We start from the raw sequence: 19,438 nt of genomic DNA on the forward strand, positions 1-19,438 counted from the left end.
GAAGAACATGACAGACGTTTTTTTAAGGTGAGGACGTGGAAAATTTTGGTGGTACAAAGAATTCCCCCATGTTAAAGTAATATAGGGATACTTCCCATTTTACAAATATAAAAGGAGGCCTCGTCATGATTATTAAGTGGGTTAGACTGAGATAATTAACAGGGCAGGCCAATCATGCTCCGGAAAGAATTTATTAATCTGCGCAATTAGATAATATTTAATACGGAGGTAAAAAACATGAGTGAACAGATACTGAAAATAAATAAAGTGGATATATGTACAGAAAGTTTTGGAAACCATAAGGACCCTGCTGTGCTTTTGATCATGGGAGCGATGTCTTCATTAGACTGGTGGGATGATGACTTCTGTCTCCGCCTCGCTGATTCAGGGAGGTTTGTCATTCGGTACGATCATCGGGATTTGGGACGATCGACCGTTTATGAACCCGGTACCTCCAACTATACAATAACGGACATGGCTGACGATGCCGCGGGTGTCCTTGACGCTTATTCCATAGAGCGGGCATCTATAGTCGGAATGTCCCTAGGCGGTTTGATCGGCCAGATTCTTGCATTAAGATATCCGGAACGCGTAACTACGCTTACGCTAATTGCATCCAGTGTGTTCGGGACTGTAATGGAAAAACTGCCTCCAATGGACCAAAGCATATTGGATTATCATGCGAAGAGTGCTTCCATGGATTGGTCAAATCGTGAGGCGGTCATCGCTTTAATTGCGGATGGGTGGAAAACTTTAGCCGGTTCCAAACCTTATGAGCAGGAAAGAATGTATAAACTGGCAAGAAGAGAGGCGGACCGCGCCAAACAGCTACCGAGCAGATTTAATCATGCTTTGCTTGCTGGCGGAGACGAATATTATGATAGAATGGGTGAGATCAGCGTACCTGTCCTCATTCTTCATGGCACAGAAGATCCAGCCTTGCCATACGAGCATGGGCTTGCTCTTGCAAAAGCCATCCCTCATTCAGAATTAGTGACTCTTGATGGATCAGGGCATGAGATTCATAGTGAAGACTGGGATGAAATTATCGATTCAGTCATTAAGCTTACTTCGCGATAAATTAGTCATAAAAGAAGCCGACCAATAAAGGTCGGCTTTTTTTAAATACATTTTTTAGCAGAAGCCGCCATATCCTTGAACGGGGCTAGGACCGCCACCGTAACCTCCATCACCGCCGAAGCAAGCTGCTCCAACAATGATTAAGAGAATAAACAAAACGACTATAAAAGCGAAACCTCCACCAAATCCACCGATATCATTACAACTACTTGATTCATGACCACAATTTGACAATAGAAACATCTCCTTATTTGTTTTAGGAGGAAATAATTAAATGGGTTAATTCAACTTATGTTTTAATTAGGATAATGACACAAAAATCTCCGGAAACTTTTTATAAAATCACCCTCACGACCTGAAATTAACAGTTTAACAGCACATTTTTTCTGTTTGGAGATTTCATGTAGCTTCGCCTGACACAGCGTCGAACTGCCGGACACCTTATTCCTTATCATGCGAACGCACCCGGTAGTTCAACAAGGATTTACTCTGTGAAAATAATTATTGTCTTGTAACGTCCCATTCCTACTAACTTCGGCTTATTGTACAATGAAGCTAAAAAGGTTCGAGGTATCTATGATAAAAGGAAATTCTTATAATCTAGTTTTCTCCGTGCTTGCTCTGTTGACAATAGTACTTGTTTCAACTACACCATTAATAATTAAAACTTTACTTGCTTTTATAACGATTGCGTTTGTATTTCCTGTCATTAGGAAACTTCTATTTAAAGACAAATTCAGAAAAATTAAAGTGGCATTTTATTCATCATTGACCTTTACAATTGGATTATTTCTAGTCTCAATTATTGATGAATCATCCTTTAATTTAGATGGAGATTTCTTTCAGATTATTATTATTGTGCTTTTTTATAGTTTGATTGGAAATTTCTTATATGGCTTACCAGTCTCACTAATTGCTGAATTTATCTCAATGAAGTTTTTCAATATTCGTTTCTGGTTATCTGGATTAATACATATTGGTTTTGGATTGGCTACATACTTTATTGACCCAGGAGGTTTCTTTATCTTTGCGATTATTTGCTCCATAATCTTTTTTGCACTAGATGAAATTACTAAAGTATATTCGACTTCTTATTGACCTCACCTGTGCCGCTAGTTTCATAAGAAGCTCTGATCTTTAGCTAACCTGCCCAGTTTAGTTATATAAGCCTTATTGTAGAGTGACATAAACTATGTAGGCACAAAAAAAATGAAAAGGATAAAAGAAATTAATCTCTTCTATCCTTTTCAAGTAGCTCAATCACTCTATCAAGTTTTTGTTCTATGCTATTGGATTTGTTTGACCTTGTAAAGAGAGAACGAACAAAAAAGTAAACAGCAAAAATGATGCCAAACAACAAAATAAACATAATAAGTTGATATACTATATCACCGGTATTGAAACTCAAAGAACTCAACTCCTTTGCTTTTTTTGGTTATAGCTCATGTCTACTGTACAGAATGTAGAGTAGACATAACTTATTCGTATAGTTTTTTCGATATTACTTTTATTTCTTTATATATTTGTGTAAGTAATATTAAAATATGTATAGGTATCCCAACTGCAAGTCCAACCAATGGAGAATAAGGCCCCGCGAAAGTAAAGAGCGATATAAGTGTAATAGTTATATATACTGAGATAATTATCGTGTTCAAAATAAACTTCTCCTTTTTTGGGTAATTATAACATGGGTTTCTTGCGTAGTTCGAAAACACCCCGCTAACTACCCTGCCACTGTAGTGACATAAGAAAAAGGCTGCCTCAGCAACCTTCCTTATTGAGGTAAAGCACCTGTTAGTGGAAAAGAAAAAAATAAGTCTAATGCCAATAAATGTTGTCGTTATTTTTGCAAACAAGATAAATACCTTTTTTATCCTTTTTTGACAAACAAATGGCCAACTGCTTTATTTTTAAATAATCCTTTTTATCAACTAAACTTAAATCAGGTGAGTTTTGATAACCACCTTGACCAAGATATTCCGATGTTGTAATGATTGTATAATGGTCTCCTTCAGCTTGTTCCGGGATTTCCTCAAAGCTTTTAATAATCTGTCCAATCTTAATGAATACCATCTTCTCATACAAAGTTATAACTTTATAGCCCATTGGAATTTTCCTATGTACCTCGTTATCCCTAACAAGTTCAGAGTCCGAAAGATATTGTGAATATGAGTAAGAGAAGCCATTTGCACTAATAAAAAATTTATCATTACATTCAATGTTTAATGGATTATTGCCATTCTCCTTAGGATAATCATAAACAACTGCTGGTAAAGTGTCGCTATAAATAACTTTTGGAGCTCCTACCCATTCACCCACATTCTCATAAACTATAGATGAAAGTTTTTTTATTTGATCTAAAGTCATAGAATTGTCCTTTCTTATTAATGAAATGGACAAATCATTAATCCAATGATTTATACTGGTTAAGATTTTATTATATGCTTCTTTACAATCATATCCTTTTTCTCTATATTCATAATATTTATCCTTTAAATTAGCTTTTACAATATCTAAATCCAAATATTTTTCCTCCCAATAGCATAAAAGGCTTGCTGCCTTAACCCCTTCTTCAACTCTTGCACCCTTTAGTTCACAAGAAAGGTATACTAAGTCTCCCAGCCTCTCTAATTCAACTATTCTTCTTTTTAACTCTTCATTTACTGAAACAAATACATACCCATCGTCAGTCTAATTCTGCTCAACCTTTTTAAATAACCTTTTAAATTTCTCAAGCAAGTTGTTCCCGCCCATCTTAAGAAAATATAATTTATTGATTCGACTTGCTTCTTCAACTATCCTGCCCCTTCAGTCTTCAAGAGAATCAACAATACCCTTTACCCGATTGATTTTTGAAAAAAAGTAATAATTTTACACATTTATACTGGAACATTTGTTCTACTTGTGTTATTCTTATAAAAACAAATAAAAAGATCTAATCGCTGCCAAACGATTTGATCCGTAATTATAATTAAAGGTCGGTTGTATCCGCGGGCCTAAAACGGTTGTACCGCTGAGCCGAGCCATTTGCTAATCTTTAGGGTGCCGGTTATAAAGACAGCTCCGAACTTCAGCTAAGCACCTATTAGTTCATTAATAACTGGTAATTTTATAACAAGAACAGCTATTAAATCAATCAACCATTACTCCCCATCCTTCTGTGTGTCCATCATAAGTTTTACTAAATCCATCAAGTAGTTTTTGTATATCAATAATGTCTTCGTAATTTAAAAGCATTTATCTCTTCTGCAACAAAAAAAGACAGCAACCCTCTAATATTTAAAGCACCTGTTCGTTAGACAAGATTAGTGCATATTCTCGGCAATCTTTTTCAGAGCCTTTGCACGAGAAACGATAAATTCTCTCATATACTTCTCTAAAAACAACCTATCAGCTAAAACTCCAATTGGACCGAACGGTGACTTATATTGAAATTTATCTATCATTATAGTTCCACCTGTTTTTTCTATAAACTGATGTGTATGTACGAAGGAATGGAAGGCTCCCTTCACCATAATATCTACAAACTTATTTGGTTTTTCCATGAATGTCACTTGGGCTTTCAGCCTTTGTTTAATACCAAAGTGAATGGCTTCCCAAGTAACAGTATCTCCCTCCTCTAATAACCCTTCTGTCACACCATCAACAGCAATTTCCTTTGTTTTCGCTGTCGTTTTGGTATGGATATCCACGCTCCTTGCAAGGTCAAAACATAATTCAACTGGTGCTTTAATAAATTGTTGATACTCAATAACAGGCATTTCCCAATCTCCTTTTATAAGCACTTTCTACCCATCATTATAGCTGGTTATAGCAAATTTTACCTAACCTTTATCCATTATCCTGCCCTGTTTGTTCCATAAGAAAAAGCTGCCTTAAGACAGCTTTTTGGATAAATCTTTCGCCTACTATACTTACTTTTTCATAACGGGAATCCATATTTCACTTCTAAATGTTGGTGAGGTTATATCTTTATTTTCGTTCCAAAGGATTTCTGGCCCTTCTCTTTGTTCATAGTTAGAGGATGGAAACCATTCGGAATAAATACGTCCCCATACATTTTGCAGTGTTTCAGGAAAGGGTCCGACTGCTTCGAATACCGCCCATGTAGACGCATCAACTTTCAGCTGTGTTAAGTTAACTGGACATTCCCTCGTTGTTGCTGCGCCGATATAATGATCAAGCTCCCCTTTTTCCTCCAACCGGCCTTCGGAAAAGTTCGCAGATGCACTAAGCAGCCCTAATGGCTCGACATTCGATAGGTTTTTAAGTTCATTTATCGTTTTCTCGTCTAAACTTTTCCACATAGATGCAATCTCTGGATTAACCCCGTTAAAAATGATTGGTACTCTTTTTTTAATTCCAATTATGTGAAATGCCTCTTTTTCTTCAATTCGATAGTTCATTTCACTGCCTCCTTTAATGGATAATTGGAAGGACATCGGTGGATAGGCTTTAAGTGAATGGCCATTACTTCTCGCTTCTGACGGTGTGATTCCATGCAAATGTTGAAACGCTCTTGCAAAAGAGTCAGGTGAGCTGTACCCGTACTTTATCGCTATATCAATGACCTTTATGTTGTTATCCTTTAGCTCAAACGCTGCAAGTGTAAGTCGTCTTCGGCGGATATATTCGGAAAGTGAAATACCTGCAAGGAAGGAAAACATCCTTTTAAAATGATATTCCGAGCAATAAGCCAGCCTTGCAACTTCTTTAAAGTCAATTTCGTTTGTAAGGTTTTCTTCAATGAATTTAATGGCACCATTCATATTTTTTAGCAAATCCATTCAATGACCTCCTTATATCAAAAGAATAGCAGGAATTGAAACGAATCATCCGACATTCTGTGCACAATTATGCAGGGTCTAATCCCTTTCGCACCTGTTAATGAAAATAGCCTTATTGTTAATATGGAGATTTACGGACTTTTTGCATAAATAGCTCTGGATTATCTATCTGATTAAAACCGTATTTTTTATATAATGAATGTGCATCATTAGTTGCTAACATAAACCTGCGAACCCCTTCGAGTTCGGAATGGTTGGTGATAACATCCATTAACCATTTTGATAATCCTAATTTACGATAGTCAGGTAATATAAACACATCGCAAAGATACGCATGTGTTGCTAAATCGGTTATTACCCTTGCAAATCCAACTTGTTCACTTACTTCATTACCTATTTCACCCTTATAAACCCCAAAACATAAGGGCGTATTTTCAATTGACTTCATTACTGTTTCCTTAGGTATTCCCTTTGACCAGTAAGCTTCTTGATTCAAAAAATTATGTATTAAATCTACATCTAAATACTTTTTATTAGTAGAAATCGAAAATCCTTTAATATTCATTTTTACATCCCCCTAAACTTTTTTAATTTTCTGTAATTATACCAAACACTATTTTAATCTTTTGAACTAGCCTGCCATGTTAGTCGAAATGATTTAAAGCTGCCTTAAATATAACTCGATCTTCAGCTAACGCACCAGGATGTTAAGTAAGAGTGTAAAGGATTCTTGGAAGAATTTTAATTACAACGAGTATATCTAAGTATTTCGGAACAAAATATTATACATGTTGCAACTTCAAAGGAGGTGGCTAAAATGAACGCACAACGAGCAGAAGAAATTGCTTCTTCACCAAGTATGGTTAATGTAACCTATAATGAGGAAAGTATCTACATTGAGCACGTGGATGAACAAAATGGAACAGCTACTATCCATCCCCTTGATGATCCAAATAAAAAACAAAGTGTTTCTGTAACCAGCTTAAAAGAACAGTAATTTCCTCGATTCAATAATAGACCTCCACTTTCGGGTGGTGGTTTATTGTTCAATTAAGTTCATTTACCATCTTCTTAAACAATCCATCCCGTTGTAGAACTATCCCGCTCCTATAGTTCCATAAGAAACTTCTATGGCGGCGATTCTCGCCGCCACCATCTACTACGAAAATCTAAACTCAAAATAGAGTCTAACCCTTTAACTCCTTGACGATAATGGATGATAACAATACAACCAGGCTGAACCTTTTTTGGTGGATCTTAAGGAAGATACCCTGTATAAGAAACTGGTTGTGACAGTATTGAAGAACCATTTAGTGTACTACAAGTACGTATACAAAAATTTTTGTAACAAATCTCCTGTCATATGTATTGTTAATCTTTTATTGAGGTGATTCTCCTATGGAAGCAATGATTGAACGGTGTGCTGGCCTAGATGTACACCAAGAAACAGTAGTAGCCTGTGTATTATTTGGTCCATTAGATAAAAAGCCAAATACCTCTATTGAAACTTTTTCAACTACAACAACAGGACTCTTGGCTTTAAGTGATTGGTTAACTACCCTTCGGGTATCCGATGTTGTGATGGAAAGTACTGGAGTCTACTGGAAACCAATATGGAATATACTCGAAGATTCTTTTCACCTTGTTCTTGCCAATGCCAGACATGTCAAAAATGTTCCAGGGCGTAAAACTGATGTGAAAGATGCCGAATGGCTTGCCAAGCTTCTAAGATGCGGACTTATTGAAAGCAATTTTGTTCCACCGGAGGATATTCGTGATTTACGAGATCTTACTCGTTATCGAAAAAAATTGATTCATCATCGCACCTCAGAGCAGAATCGCATTCACAAAATTCTTCAAGATGCTAATATCAAGCTAACATCCGTACTATCAGACATTTTTGGTGTATCGGGACGCCGTATCCTTGAAGCGATTCTAAACGGTGAAAAAATAGAGACCGATGGTCTTCGAAAAATGGTGGATTGGCGAACAAAAGCAAGTATTACTGACATTGCCAGTGCAATTAATGGTCGTATTCGCCGTCATCATCGTGATATGTTGCGTTACCATTGGGAGCATATGAGTTATTTAGAAAAAGCCATAGAAGAATTGGAAAAACAAATCGATCAACTCCTGTCCCCCTATCGTAAAGAAGTAGAATTATTGGATGGAATACCTGGTGTGAACAAAGCTGCCGCAGCTACTTTTATTGCAGAGATGGGCGTTGATATGTCCGTATTTAAGTCAGCTAAACACCTTGCCTCTTGGGCTGGTGTGAGTCCCGGAAATTACGAAAGTGCTGGTAAAAAAAAACGAGTAAAACCACACAAGGTAACAAAGCTTTAAAAACGATGGCTGTAGAGTGTGTACTAGCGACATCAAGGCAAAATAATCGAATTGCTTCACATCGAAAAAGGATTACCAAACGGCAGGGAAAAATGAAGGGACGAATCGCTTCTGCTCATTTACTATTAACGATTGCTTACAACATCTTAAAAACAGGGGAACCCTATCAAGAACTAGGCTCAAATTACCTTGAAGAAAAACAAATGAACAAAGAATTAAAAATGATCGAATACCTAAAAAAGAAAGGCTATACAATCGCTCCATCTGAACAACAAACTGCATAACCAGTTAAAATAACGACATAGTACATTTACGTCCTTCAAAAAAATTAGAATATGGTGGGCTTATTTTAGTATGGCCTTTCACGAATATGTTTTCATACAAAAAAGGAGCTGCTGATCAGCTCCTGGGAAGAAGTGAAGCTCCTGTTGTTGGTTTAAAATAAAGTTTGAATTTTATAGATAGAAGAAACCTATTCATTTTGATTATAATGAAGAATTTTCTTTTAAATAGACTACTGAGATGTATCACAGGTAAAGAAAAAGCAAGCGAATTCACAAAATTCGCTTACCTTTTGATTTTAAGGTAACGTGTAATTTGCTGACTTTAAAATACTATTTTAAGCGATTAATGATTAGTAAATCTTCAATCGGCATTTCGTATGCACGATTACCAATCTCTTGTTTTAAACGTTCATTATCTTCATACTCTTCGGGAGTGAAGTCATTTTCACGGCCTTTTTTCAAGTAATCATAGAAAATTGATGGTAAGAAGTCTTCTTTTAATAATACTTCTACTGATTCGCCATTTTCTTTTGTGAATACATATGCATAACCTGTTGGACGGTATGGGTCATATTGTGCTTTTGGATAGTTTACATCAACAGTATATACCCCACGAGTTTTTGCACGTGTTACAAATTCAAATACATCACGGAATCCTGGGCCACCATGACCGGAAAGAATCGAAATATCTTTGCGGTTTGGAATTTCATCACCATATAATGCTTCAAATGCTGCTTCAACCACACGGAAACCTACACCGAGTGCCATATATGCTGCGTAGCCATGGTATTTTTTAATGTCTTCGAAAGAAATTTCGATTAGATCATCACGATCATAAATTTTAATTGTTCTCATAAACTTTGTCTCCTAATTGCGTTATTTAATCCTATTGATTAGTGAAGTAGTTTTATTAACGTTCTAACAATGCTCCAGAAATTTCTTTTGTAATATCCCCTTTACTAATCCATTGGAACATACCATCTAAAAAGCGTTCTGTCGCTGGCATGAAATATGAACCAAAGTGATAGTCTGGGTCTAATGTTGTAATGATCCAAGTACCTTTTGTTGATTGCTCATCAATGTATAATACGGACCCACCATCTATTGTTGATACAAGTGTTGTTGCATGAGCTGGAGGCCAAAATACACCGTGCTGGTGCCATGTGCAATCTTCTAGCGTTATGTATTCAAAGAATGGTTGTTCAGCATTTTGAACACGTAATCCACTATCTGTATTTTCTTCAATCCACCACCAGAAATTGGTTGTGCGCTCCTCCCAGTTCTGGTTCGGGAGCCATTCCCAAGGCTGTGGTCCAAAGGCTATAACTGTTTTCCCTTCATCAGCAAAGTCATGAATTTTTTTCGCATTTTGAAGTAATAAGTTCGAGTTTAACTGTGATGGCACAATTAGTACATCATACGGTGATAAATCTGTCTCGCCAAACTCAGGGAAGTAAATTAATTTGTCGATAAATTGCGCATATTTCGGCTCGTGGAATGTACGAAAGTGTGGTGCATGCCCACTATAAATAACTGCAATTTTTCTCATTGTACTTCCTCCTGTGCAACTTCTTGCTCAAGTAGTGCCAACATTTGAATTCTAATTTTACCTGTTGTTTTTCTATCGCTCTTATAACCTAATAAACTACGTCCAGAGTGAACAATAACCGTACCATTTGTTGTATGACGATCAATGTACGTAATGACCTTTCCATCTGTAAACGTTAAACAAACCTCCGCGTCTTTTGGAGCTCGGTAATAGCCGCGTGCAAAGAATCCTGCAACGCCTTTGTTATATACCATATCTTCTACTTCGACACCTTCAAAAAGTGGTGCACCAGGAACTGGTTGTACATAATAATCTTTATAACTATTAATTTTCATTGGCATCATTAATGAACAGCCTGGTAACCAATCGCGGAATAAGTGTCCACAAAAAACAACTACTTTTCCATTATTCAAAAATTCAGAAATAACCTCTTTATGATTTAATAAGTATTCTTGATCAACAAATTCCGTAATATATAAAACGTTATACGGAGATAAATCTGTCGTCTCTAGCTCATATTCATCGATTACAGTTGTGTTCAATGAGTTATCCGCTGGTTCTTTTACGCTAAATGCATGAGACGGGTTCAATTCTAAAATGTTTAATTGACTCATTTATTCTTCCTCCTAAACTATAGATTTTTTCCTTTTTTCGAAATACAGACAAGCTTCCAGAAGATTTTTTGTGTAAGGGTGCTGAGGATTTTTTAATACCTCTACAGCCGTTCCACTTTCAACAATGCTTCCCTTCTCCAACACTAAAACTCGGTCTGCTACATCTTCAATAGCTTGTATACGATGTGTAATGTATAAAACACTCATATGGTAAGAGCTTTGAAATTTTTTTAGCAATTCAATAATCGTTCTTTCTGTTTGTGGATCTAACGCAGATGTTATTTCATCGGCAATTAATAGGCTCGGGTTACATAGTAATGCGCGAATAATGGCCATACGCTGCTTTTGTCCGCCAGAGCATTGACTCGGCTTATTTTTTAGAAGCTCAAGTGGCAATTCTGCATTGTTCATCATTGAAGTAATTTTCTTTAATGCTGATTTCCTTGAATATTTTTGTAATAAAAGCGGCTCCATTAAGCTTTGTTCCATTGACCAAAATGGGTTGAAGGAGCGGTCTGGATTTTGATAAACATATTGTGTGCAGTTAATCGAGTTCTCTGCCCAGCACATCTCGCCTTGACACGGTTCATTTAATCCAATTAACAGCTCAGCAATCGTAGACTTACCAGAACCTGACTCACCAAGTAAACAAATAAATTCTTCTCTGCCTACACAAAAATTCACATCTTCTAACACAACATTATTTCCGAACTTTTTACATAAATTGCGAACCTCGAGCATTGAATAATACCTCCTCTTCCACAAGCCCATCAACGATTGATAGCGTACGATCTGAAATGGCATAGGCTACGTCCATATCATGCGTTATAAATAATAAGCTTATATTGTACGCTCTCACTTTTTCCTCAAGTAAAAGAACAATTTCTTTCTTTAAAATCGGATCAAGTGCGCTCGTACATTCATCCGCAATAATAAATTTTGGCTTATTGGCGAAAGCTAATGCAATTAACGCCCGACTTAGCATCCCGCCCGAACATTCATGCGGATACTTTTCTAAAATATTTTTAGACAGCGATACTTCTTCCACAGCTGCAACTGACTGATCCATCGTTATCCCAATTTCTAAGAACTGATCCTTTAGTTTTAATAATGGGTTAAATGCTGAACGGGCATCTTGATAAATATAAGCACACGTTTTCCAGTAACAATTATTGGCAAAGCGTGGATTTCTAACAGATTGTCCGTCATATTGGATATCTCCTGACCATGCATCAGTAGGTAATAATCCGTACATCGCACGAGCTAAAGTCGTCTTGCCTGAACCTGACGGACCAATCAAGCTCACAATTTCCCCGCTTTTAATTTGGAACGAAACATCCGATACAACTTTTTTCTTCTCAAAGGCAATATTGACATGATAGGCGGCTAAATCATCTACCTCATTCTGAATCGTATCAATTGTTACCTTTTTCAGTTTTGACGGTTTCTTTGTTTTTTCCTCAAGTAAAAACGCTAAGCTCATTGTTAAAATAGTAAGGAATACCACTGGAGGGATAACAATCCAAGTCCAGCTTGAATTCAAGAAAATAGATGGCTGTGAAAATGCTTCATTTAACATGCTTCCCCATGAAATAAAATTCGGGTCACCAAGTCCTAAAAATGCTAGGCCCGCTTCCGTCAATATCGCTGACTTACATGTTAATATAAATTTCGTCTTCACTATTGGTCGTAAATGTGGCAATATGTGTGCACGTAAAATATATAAGGAATTACCGCCGAATAATTGGGAAGCTTTCACAAATTCCCGTTCCTTCAATGTAAGGACAGCCGAACGTACTATACGCATATACGAAGGCCATGACATCAAGCTTAATATAATAACAAGCTGTGCCATACCACCACCAGTGAACGACATAATAATTAAGATTAATAGCAAATTAGGCAGTACTAATAAAACGTTCGCAACGCCATTAATGACTTTATCTAATATAGGAAAATACCCTGCTAGTAAACCTAGTACTACAACTAAAATTGTCGAGCAGGCAGCAATGCATAACCCAATTAAAATACTAGTGCGTGTCCCATAGATTAATTGACTTAAAATATCCTGTCCTAATCTATTTGTTCCAAGCCAGTGATTAGCGGATGGGCTTAAAAAGGAAGCGGCATCATATGAAAAGGGATCATACGGAACAAAAAATGGACCAATAAAAGCTACTATAAATAACATACCCATTACTATAATCGGTAGCTTATAGACCTTGTTCATTTTTATTTCCTCCCTTAACACGTGGGTCTAGCTTCGGATATAGGAAATCTGCTAAAGCATTGAAAAACAGTATGATTGCTGAAAATACAAAAAACAGTCCATGCATTAACGGATAGTCCCTTGATAACACTGCCTCTTTTAACAGCTTTCCTATCCCGGGATAAGAAAACAACGTTTCTACAAAAATAGCGCCAGTAAATAATGTACCTATACGAATCATCATTAATGTAAAAATCGGCAGTAGTGCATTTTTTAAAATATGGCGATACACTAAGCGATTTCGTTTAATGCCTTTCATTTTCGCAAATTCAATAAATGGTGAAGAAATTACTTGAATCGTTTCATTTCTTACTAATAAGTATGTACTTGAAATACTTACAATCGTTAATGTGATAATCGGTAGCGCAGCATGCTGAGCATAGTCGCTAATGACCGTCCACCATGAATCCGAGCTTAAAAATGGTTTACTTGCACCGCTCATGGGCAGAACACCTAAATAAACAGCAAATACTAATAATAAAATCATTCCCATTAAAAATTCAGGTAATGCCCCAACTGCCATCATGGTTAGCATAAAGCGCCGATCACCACGTTTAAAATGGAACCAGCCTGACCATAAACCAAAAAGAATTCCGATGATTAATGAAAGACTTGTTGAAATCCCTACAATCCATAATGTGTACGGTAAATGATTTAATACTATATCAGTAACTGGCTCCTTATAAGAAAACGAATAGCCGAAATCTAAATGCAGGAGACCTCCTAGATAATCGATAAATTGAGCACCTAATGAAGCATTTAGGTTGTAGTATTCAATCATGGAAGCCTTTTGCGCTTCGGTTAGCATCGGCCCACTATCCTGGCCATCCAAATACTCAATCGGCCCCCCCGGCATAAGTCGAGGGAGAAAGAAATTGAGTAATAATAATATGACAAATACTGATCCGTATAGCGTCAATATTTTTTTAATCATTTGTAATCAACAAATACTGCTTTGTTATCAGTTAATGGAATACCATCCGCAATACCACCATAGGTATTGAACCAGCCAGCAAATTTGCTTGAATCATACACGTAGTAGAATGGACGGTGGTATAACACAAGTGTTGGTAATTCTTCTGCTAAAGTATCTTGCATTTCATCAACTGTAGCTTTACGCTCTGCTTCTTTTCCTTGTTTCAATTGAAGACTTGCAAGCTCTTGGAACTCTTCGTTATCGAATACGCCTTTACCAGCTAGAGAGTTACTGGCTTGACCGCTAAACCATAAACGTAAGAAGTCTGGGTCGCCGCTTAAACCGATATGCCCTGTAATTGTCATATCATACTTGCCTTCAGCCATAGCCGTAGAGAATGTTGCTGAGTCGACTGTTTGAATATCAAGTTCAATCCCAACATCAGCAAGCATAGATTTCATTAATTCAGCTTCTTGGGAAGTTGAAGAAACTAGTACGCTTAGATCTAAATCTTCACGAATACCTGCATCATTTTTCTCGTAACCGAGCTTATCCAGGATGGCATTTGCTTGTTTAACATTGTGATCATATTGTTTCACGTCTTCTTTATACCAAGTTGAATCTGGCGGAATAACACCTGCACTACCAACCATTACTTCTGAGTTACCAGTTAATTTTTCAGCAATTGAAGCACGATCTAATGCATAAGCAATCGCTTGACGAAGATTTTTATCACTTAATTGTTCGTTTTCCAAGTTGAATACGATACGAACGGCACTGCCAGTAGGTTCGCTTTTCAGAACGTCATAGCCTAATTCTTTAAGCTGTTGCACTTCTGTATAGTTAAATGTCATACCGCCATCGATTTCTTTGTTTTGTAAAGATAACATACGGTTTTCAGTTGCTAAATATTGAACTTCATCCACTGTCACGTCACCTTTGAAGTAGTTTTCGTTTTTCGCAAATTTATAATTACCTGTTGCTGAATCATAGCTATCAAGTGTAAATGGACCTGAGCCAATTAAAGCTTCATCCTCTTGATACTCTAATGGTTGTTCAACATCTGACCAGATATGTTCTGGAATGATCGGTAACTTACCGGCAATTTCAGAAATGAACGGAACATACGGCTCCGCTAGGGTAATTTTCACTTCATCGTCAGAAACTTTTTCTGCTGAAGCGACTTTTGTCATATCTGCATTCCATTGAAAAGTATTTTCTTTAAAATAGTTATAGGAGAATACAACATCATCTGCTGTTAATGATTCTCCGTCATGGAATGTTACATCTTTTTCTAATGTGAATGTATATTCCAAATTATCTTCTGATACTTTCCAAGATGATGCTAACCAAGGAATAACCCCAGTATCATCCTTCCAAGTTAACGTATCAAATAAAAATGAGTTACGTAAAAATCCACCCGGACCATTTGTGTCAAATGTAAACGGTGATGGGAACCCACTGTTTTGCCACCCGATTCTCACAATTTTCTTACCATCTGATTCTGATTTTGAAGTACTTGAAGATGACTCATTTGATTGTGAGCATCCAGTTACAATTAAAAGAACTGCAACGAATAAAAATAATATTTTCCTCAAAACGATAACTCCCCTTTTCACTCCATTGAGATTGATAATTATTATCAACTAGGCACGGAACTAATTCTAATCCAAATAAATATTATTTTCAAGTATTTAAATAAATTAAAGAAAAATTAAAAGTGCCCAATCTGGGATTGAGAGTCAAAGTAATAAAACAGGTATTCCTGTTCACACCAAAAGAGGTAGAATCAAGATTTTGACATTTTCAACGTTAAGACAGAAACCCTTGTATCAATAGGGTTTAATAAAACGAGGCTTTTGCACCCCTTGTTATGCACTCGTTAAATGAACAAGCAGCACCTCTTCTATAGCACATATCCGTCCAGAAGCGTAACAAAAAAAGCCAACATCAATTGTTGACTTGAATTCCTAATTTTAAGTTACTAGCCTGCACTTTCAAAAACGAATTTCGATGGGCCTTGCAATCTTTTACTAAAACATTTAATAGTATTACTTATATATTTCATTTTCTAATATAATCACTTTTTCCCCATCCGCTGCTTTCCCTATTTGTTTCGTATTTTCAACCAACCGAAAAATATTATCACAGCATTGTTTGGTACCTATAATTAATAATGGTACACCTATAAAATCAATTTTTAATGCTCTTGATAAATATCCCCCTATAGACATGGCAATAGGTACAGTTGGTGATGTATTGGAGAATACTATTTTTTCGTTAAAATGAAATTTCTCTTCTAGTAGTAAAGTCAATTCTTTTAATGCCGGAACAACAAGTTTCTCTCTTTTATGACCAATTGTATAAACTGAGTTGCCCTCTTCATCGGTCCCTCGAAAAATTAGCTTTCCAAATTCTTTTTTCGTTAATTTATTAAAATATTTTACATTTAATATTTCTTCCGAAGTTAGTTTTCTTTCCGATTGAGGTAATTGTTTTAAATGATATGCGGCAGCCAAAGACGTGGTATGTGTACCCCCATAATCATTATAGATATACATCATGAAATCATCCCTAATAGTTTCTTTTAATACTATTATGGTCATATACTCCATTTCCAATTCAGTTGATTATCTTAGGGAAATATAAGGAATATGATCTTGTTTCACATAACCAAGTTGTCCTATCTATAAACACGACCTTTGTGCAGTACGATAAGAATATTCCTGTCCTCGGATCATCAAGACCTATATCATAAAAAGGGATAATAAATAAAAGAGTACACCTATTTCATGTATAATAAGTGCACTCTTTTATTGTTTTTTATAAGCTCCCCTTTAGTGTCTGGGGTATGTATAAGGCAGCAACGCCTCTGATATCCAGTCGGGATGTTTCTTTAGTAACGAGTTCTAAAATCCTCCCCATCCTAGAGATGAGACAGAAAATTTTATTAGCTTATCATCATTGATTGTTTCTTTTTTAATCGGGGCGGGCAATACTGTGTTCCTAACATCAGCGACCGTTTCAAGGTCAAAGGATTCTATTGCGCCCCCTTCTTGGTTCATGATGGAGAGAATTCCATCATTACCCGTTTTTAGAATAGGTTGATCACTAATTAAATGAGTATAGTATAAGTCTTCGTTCAGCGTGTAGGTATTAGAGTAGTCCGCTGAATAAAGCATGCTTTTTTTATCAATTTTGGCTGATGTAAAGTTTTCAAAGCCATAGTTGAATAAAAGCTTAGTATCAGAGTAGGCAACCTTGTCTGAAGGAGCTTTAAGAGTGACGGCAATCAAGTCCTGTTCTCCTCTAGTAGCAGTAGATATCAGGGTGTAGCCGGATTGACTGACGAAACCGGTTTTCCCGCCGGTTATTCCCTTATAGGGGAGTTCGCCTTTTAACATTTTATGATGGGTAATTAGAGTTGTGTCCCATGTTTCCACTTCCCATGGTAAATTCTTCTTCCCAAAATACTCACGGAAAGTTTCATTTTTCATTGCATATTGGGTAATTTTTGCAAGGTCACTGGCTGTCGTTACATGGTCTTTGTCAAACAATCCATGGGGGTTCGTAAAATGAGTATCGGAGACGTTTACTTCTTTACTTAAAAACTCATTCAAATCTTCCATAAACAGTTTTTCACTACCAGACATATGCTCGGCAATTGCGATGGCTGCATCATTTCCGGAGTTAATTAGCATTCCTGCAATTAATTTGGAAAGCTCTATTTCCTCCCCAGGTTCAATAAATACCGAAGATCCGTCTGCCTTCGCTGCTTTCTTGCTAACAGTCACTAGTTCGTTCTGATCGCCGTGTTCTATAGCATATATAGCTGTGGCAATTTTCGTAAGACTGGCTGGATACATACTTTTATCCATGTTTTTTTCGTATAATACTTTTCCACTTTTCGCATCAATAATGATTCCGGCTTCACTATTGAGAGGTAAGTCAGATTCTGCCCTAACAGTCGTAGAGGCGAAAGGGATTAAAGCCAAAATGAAGATGAAGAAAAACTTTTTCATATGCCGCTCCTTTAATGATAGTTAAATCCTATATAGTCATAATAAAATAAATCTGAATGTTTAGAGTTGATTTATTGAAAGTGAAATACAAAAGTAATTACCCCTTAATAATTTTGGAAACATTTCGGGTAATGATCTTCATTTTCTTTCCTGAAATAACTTTATAAGGGTCATCGCCCTTTTAGTGGGAGGCTCCTTTTAAATTAAAAAATATTCCCCTTTTAAATAGATAGATTTTTTTAATCACCAAATTAGGGTATCTGTTCTATCTTGATGGCGATTGAGGTCATCCTGCCTGATCATATCTTTTCATGAAAAAACCCTTCAATTTGAAGGGCTAGTTACTTTTTAGGATTACATCACTTATATGAAATATTCATGTTCATGTATTTCGGACCTGAATTTTTTTTGGACAGTTTACTTCAGAGATTCATCTAGTGTTATGTTTTCATTTTCATTCCTATTAGCACACATTCCATTTTTACAATCGGTTTTCTTGATAATATAAATATAATGGTTACAGGTATGACTAATAAAACATAATATTGACCACTTTCTTTGATCCAATCATAAATAAATGAGTTATATACATATTCCAGAATAAACATATGAAAAAGATAAATAACTAATGTAATGGACCCTATCTCAGTAAAAAATGTATGCTTTTTAGGAACGATACAAAAAAAACAATAAGTTGCTGCTCCCATAATTAAATAAACGATCAACTTATATATAAAACCGAGGGCAATGGAACCTTCCATTAATTCCTTATAACCTAAACGACCATAAAACCATTCCCTCCAAGTAATTTCACCATAGAAATAAATACCGGTGAAGATTACCCCTAGTACAACCCAGCCTATTAGGGCATTCCTTTTCTTTTTAACCCATTCAAAATGATTTTTTTCTAAAAAATGTCCAACTAAAAAGAAAGGAAAGAAAAAGAACGTTCTCGACAAACTTAACCATTCGTTTACTTCACCAATGTAACCAATTATTAGAGATACAATTATTGAAAAAACGATTCCATATTTTCTAGAGGAAAATATAAACAATAATATGTTCCAAAAGAATAAGCTTATTAAGAACCATAAGGCCCATCTTGGAGTCAAAATTGTGAATTCAATTGGTTCATCAAATAACTTCTGATAATAGAAGGTATAAATCACTTGGAATATTACATAGGGAATTAATATTTTCTTTATTAGCACCCAGAGGTCCTTTTTACTTTTTATCTTTCTTGAAAAATAGCCGGAAACTAAAATAAAAGCTGGCATATGGAATGAAAAAACAAACAAGTAAATAGTTAAAATCCATTCGTTTTCTTCCACCATTCTAGCTAATGTGTGTCCCAAAACCACTAGTACGATTAAAACAGCTTTCGCATTATCAAAATAAGGATCACGTTTCATAAAATCTTACCTCCTATAAAGAAACTACTAGTTATATCTCCTAATCCTCAATTATGGTTTGAATGAAAAAACCGGCTTTCCTCTAATAAAGGATTGCCGGCTTTTTACTAAAGGAACTTCTTTGGAGTATCTACCATATCATAGCTTGTTTACAGTATA

The 19,438-nt window shown here is 36.1% G+C and carries 21 protein-coding genes; 5 read left to right on the forward strand and 16 right to left on the reverse strand.

Features of this window, described 5'->3' with window-relative positions:
• Positions 1–237: 237 nt before the first annotated feature.
• Complete coding sequence (locus NYE63_RS22445; RefSeq protein WP_342602770.1) at positions 238–1,080, forward strand: alpha/beta hydrolase; 843 nt, start codon at positions 238–240, stop codon at positions 1,078–1,080.
• A 54-nt stretch (positions 1,081–1,134) separates the two neighbouring features.
• On the opposite strand, the gene NYE63_RS22450 is transcribed toward NYE63_RS22445, so the two are convergent.
• On the reverse strand, positions 1,135–1,314 hold the full coding sequence (locus NYE63_RS22450) for a YjcZ family sporulation protein (RefSeq protein WP_342602771.1): 180 nt from the start codon (positions 1,312–1,314) through the stop codon (positions 1,135–1,137).
• 342 nt (positions 1,315–1,656) lie between these two features.
• On the opposite strand from NYE63_RS22450, the gene NYE63_RS22455 reads away from it, so the two are divergent.
• On the forward strand, positions 1,657–2,178 hold the full coding sequence (locus tag NYE63_RS22455; protein ID WP_342602772.1) for a hypothetical protein: 522 nt from the start codon (positions 1,657–1,659) through the stop codon (positions 2,176–2,178).
• 130 nt (positions 2,179–2,308) lie between these two features.
• Here NYE63_RS22455 and NYE63_RS22460 read toward each other — a convergent pair whose 3' ends face one another.
• The 5 genes from NYE63_RS22460 to NYE63_RS22480 all read right to left on the reverse strand — a co-directional run bounded on the left by NYE63_RS22460 (position 2,309) and on the right by NYE63_RS22480 (position 6,432).
• Positions 2,309–2,497 (reverse strand): DUF4083 domain-containing protein, encoded by a 189-nt coding sequence (locus tag NYE63_RS22460; RefSeq protein ID WP_342602773.1) that lies wholly within the window; start codon positions 2,495–2,497, stop codon positions 2,309–2,311.
• 401 nt (positions 2,498–2,898) lie between these two features.
• The gene (locus NYE63_RS22465; RefSeq protein WP_342602774.1) at positions 2,899–3,603 is read right to left on the reverse strand and encodes a hypothetical protein; all 705 of its coding nucleotides are present in this window, start codon (positions 3,601–3,603) and stop codon (positions 2,899–2,901) included.
• Positions 3,604–4,385: 782 nt separating this feature from the next.
• Positions 4,386–4,841 (reverse strand): SRPBCC family protein, encoded by a 456-nt coding sequence (locus NYE63_RS22470; protein ID WP_342602775.1) that lies wholly within the window; start codon positions 4,839–4,841, stop codon positions 4,386–4,388.
• A 153-nt stretch (positions 4,842–4,994) separates the two neighbouring features.
• On the reverse strand, positions 4,995–5,867 hold the full coding sequence (locus NYE63_RS22475; protein ID WP_342602776.1) for an AraC family transcriptional regulator: 873 nt from the start codon (positions 5,865–5,867) through the stop codon (positions 4,995–4,997).
• Between the two features lie 118 nt (positions 5,868–5,985).
• On the reverse strand, positions 5,986–6,432 hold the full coding sequence (locus NYE63_RS22480) for a GNAT family N-acetyltransferase (RefSeq protein ID WP_342602777.1): 447 nt from the start codon (positions 6,430–6,432) through the stop codon (positions 5,986–5,988).
• A gap of 252 nt (positions 6,433–6,684) precedes the next feature.
• On the opposite strand from NYE63_RS22480, the gene NYE63_RS22485 reads away from it, so the two are divergent.
• From NYE63_RS22485 to NYE63_RS22495, 3 genes are all read left to right on the forward strand, one after another.
• Complete coding sequence (locus NYE63_RS22485) at positions 6,685–6,864, forward strand: small acid-soluble spore protein H (protein WP_342602778.1); 180 nt, start codon at positions 6,685–6,687, stop codon at positions 6,862–6,864.
• 401 nt (positions 6,865–7,265) lie between these two features.
• A complete protein-coding gene (locus NYE63_RS22490; RefSeq protein ID WP_342602057.1) occupies positions 7,266–8,213 on the forward strand; it encodes an IS110 family transposase in 948 nt (315 codons plus the stop codon).
• 5 nt (positions 8,214–8,218) lie between these two features.
• A complete protein-coding gene (locus NYE63_RS22495) occupies positions 8,219–8,497 on the forward strand; it encodes a hypothetical protein (RefSeq protein WP_255264142.1) in 279 nt (92 codons plus the stop codon).
• 330 nt (positions 8,498–8,827) lie between these two features.
• Here NYE63_RS22495 and NYE63_RS22500 read toward each other — a convergent pair whose 3' ends face one another.
• The 10 genes from NYE63_RS22500 to NYE63_RS22545 form a co-directional block, all read right to left on the reverse strand.
• Positions 8,828–9,352: a hypothetical protein gene (locus NYE63_RS22500; RefSeq protein WP_342602779.1), complete on the reverse strand. Its 525-nt coding sequence runs from the start codon at positions 9,350–9,352 to the stop codon at positions 8,828–8,830.
• 55 nt (positions 9,353–9,407) lie between these two features.
• Entirely contained in the window at positions 9,408–10,046 is a 639-nt protein-coding gene (locus tag NYE63_RS22505) for a hypothetical protein (RefSeq protein WP_342602780.1), read from the reverse strand.
• A complete protein-coding gene (locus NYE63_RS22510) occupies positions 10,043–10,660 on the reverse strand; it encodes a phosphate starvation-inducible protein PhoH (RefSeq protein WP_342602781.1) in 618 nt (205 codons plus the stop codon). Before NYE63_RS22510 ends, NYE63_RS22505 begins: the two co-directional genes overlap by 4 nt.
• A gap of 12 nt (positions 10,661–10,672) precedes the next feature.
• Entirely contained in the window at positions 10,673–11,401 is a 729-nt protein-coding gene (locus NYE63_RS22515; RefSeq protein WP_342602782.1) for an ATP-binding cassette domain-containing protein, read from the reverse strand.
• Positions 11,376–12,890, reverse strand: coding sequence for an ATP-binding cassette domain-containing protein (locus tag NYE63_RS22520; protein ID WP_342602783.1), 1,515 nt, complete (start codon positions 12,888–12,890; stop codon positions 11,376–11,378). The genes NYE63_RS22515 and NYE63_RS22520 overlap by 26 nt, the downstream gene beginning before the upstream one ends.
• Positions 12,874–13,863, reverse strand: coding sequence for an ABC transporter permease (locus NYE63_RS22525; protein WP_342602784.1), 990 nt, complete (start codon positions 13,861–13,863; stop codon positions 12,874–12,876). The genes NYE63_RS22520 and NYE63_RS22525 overlap by 17 nt, the downstream gene beginning before the upstream one ends.
• Positions 13,860–15,443, reverse strand: a complete 1,584-nt coding sequence (locus tag NYE63_RS22530) for an ABC transporter substrate-binding protein (protein ID WP_342602785.1) — start codon at positions 15,441–15,443, stop codon at positions 13,860–13,862. The genes NYE63_RS22525 and NYE63_RS22530 overlap by 4 nt, the downstream gene beginning before the upstream one ends.
• 453 nt (positions 15,444–15,896) lie before the next feature.
• Entirely contained in the window at positions 15,897–16,409 is a 513-nt protein-coding gene (locus NYE63_RS22535) for a DUF3189 family protein (protein WP_342605852.1), read from the reverse strand.
• Positions 16,410–16,754: 345 nt separating this feature from the next.
• The gene (locus NYE63_RS22540; protein WP_342602786.1) at positions 16,755–17,867 is read right to left on the reverse strand and encodes a D-alanyl-D-alanine carboxypeptidase family protein; all 1,113 of its coding nucleotides are present in this window, start codon (positions 17,865–17,867) and stop codon (positions 16,755–16,757) included.
• Between the two features lie 440 nt (positions 17,868–18,307).
• Positions 18,308–19,279 carry an acyltransferase family protein gene (locus tag NYE63_RS22545; protein WP_342602787.1) on the reverse strand — a complete coding sequence of 324 codons (972 nt, stop codon included), beginning with the start codon at positions 19,277–19,279 and terminating at the stop codon, positions 18,308–18,310.
• Positions 19,280–19,438: the final 159 nt, after the last annotated feature.

This window comes from Peribacillus sp. FSL E2-0159, assembly GCF_038643155.1.
Lineage (GTDB): Bacteria > Bacillota > Bacilli > Bacillales > DSM-1321 > Peribacillus > Peribacillus simplex.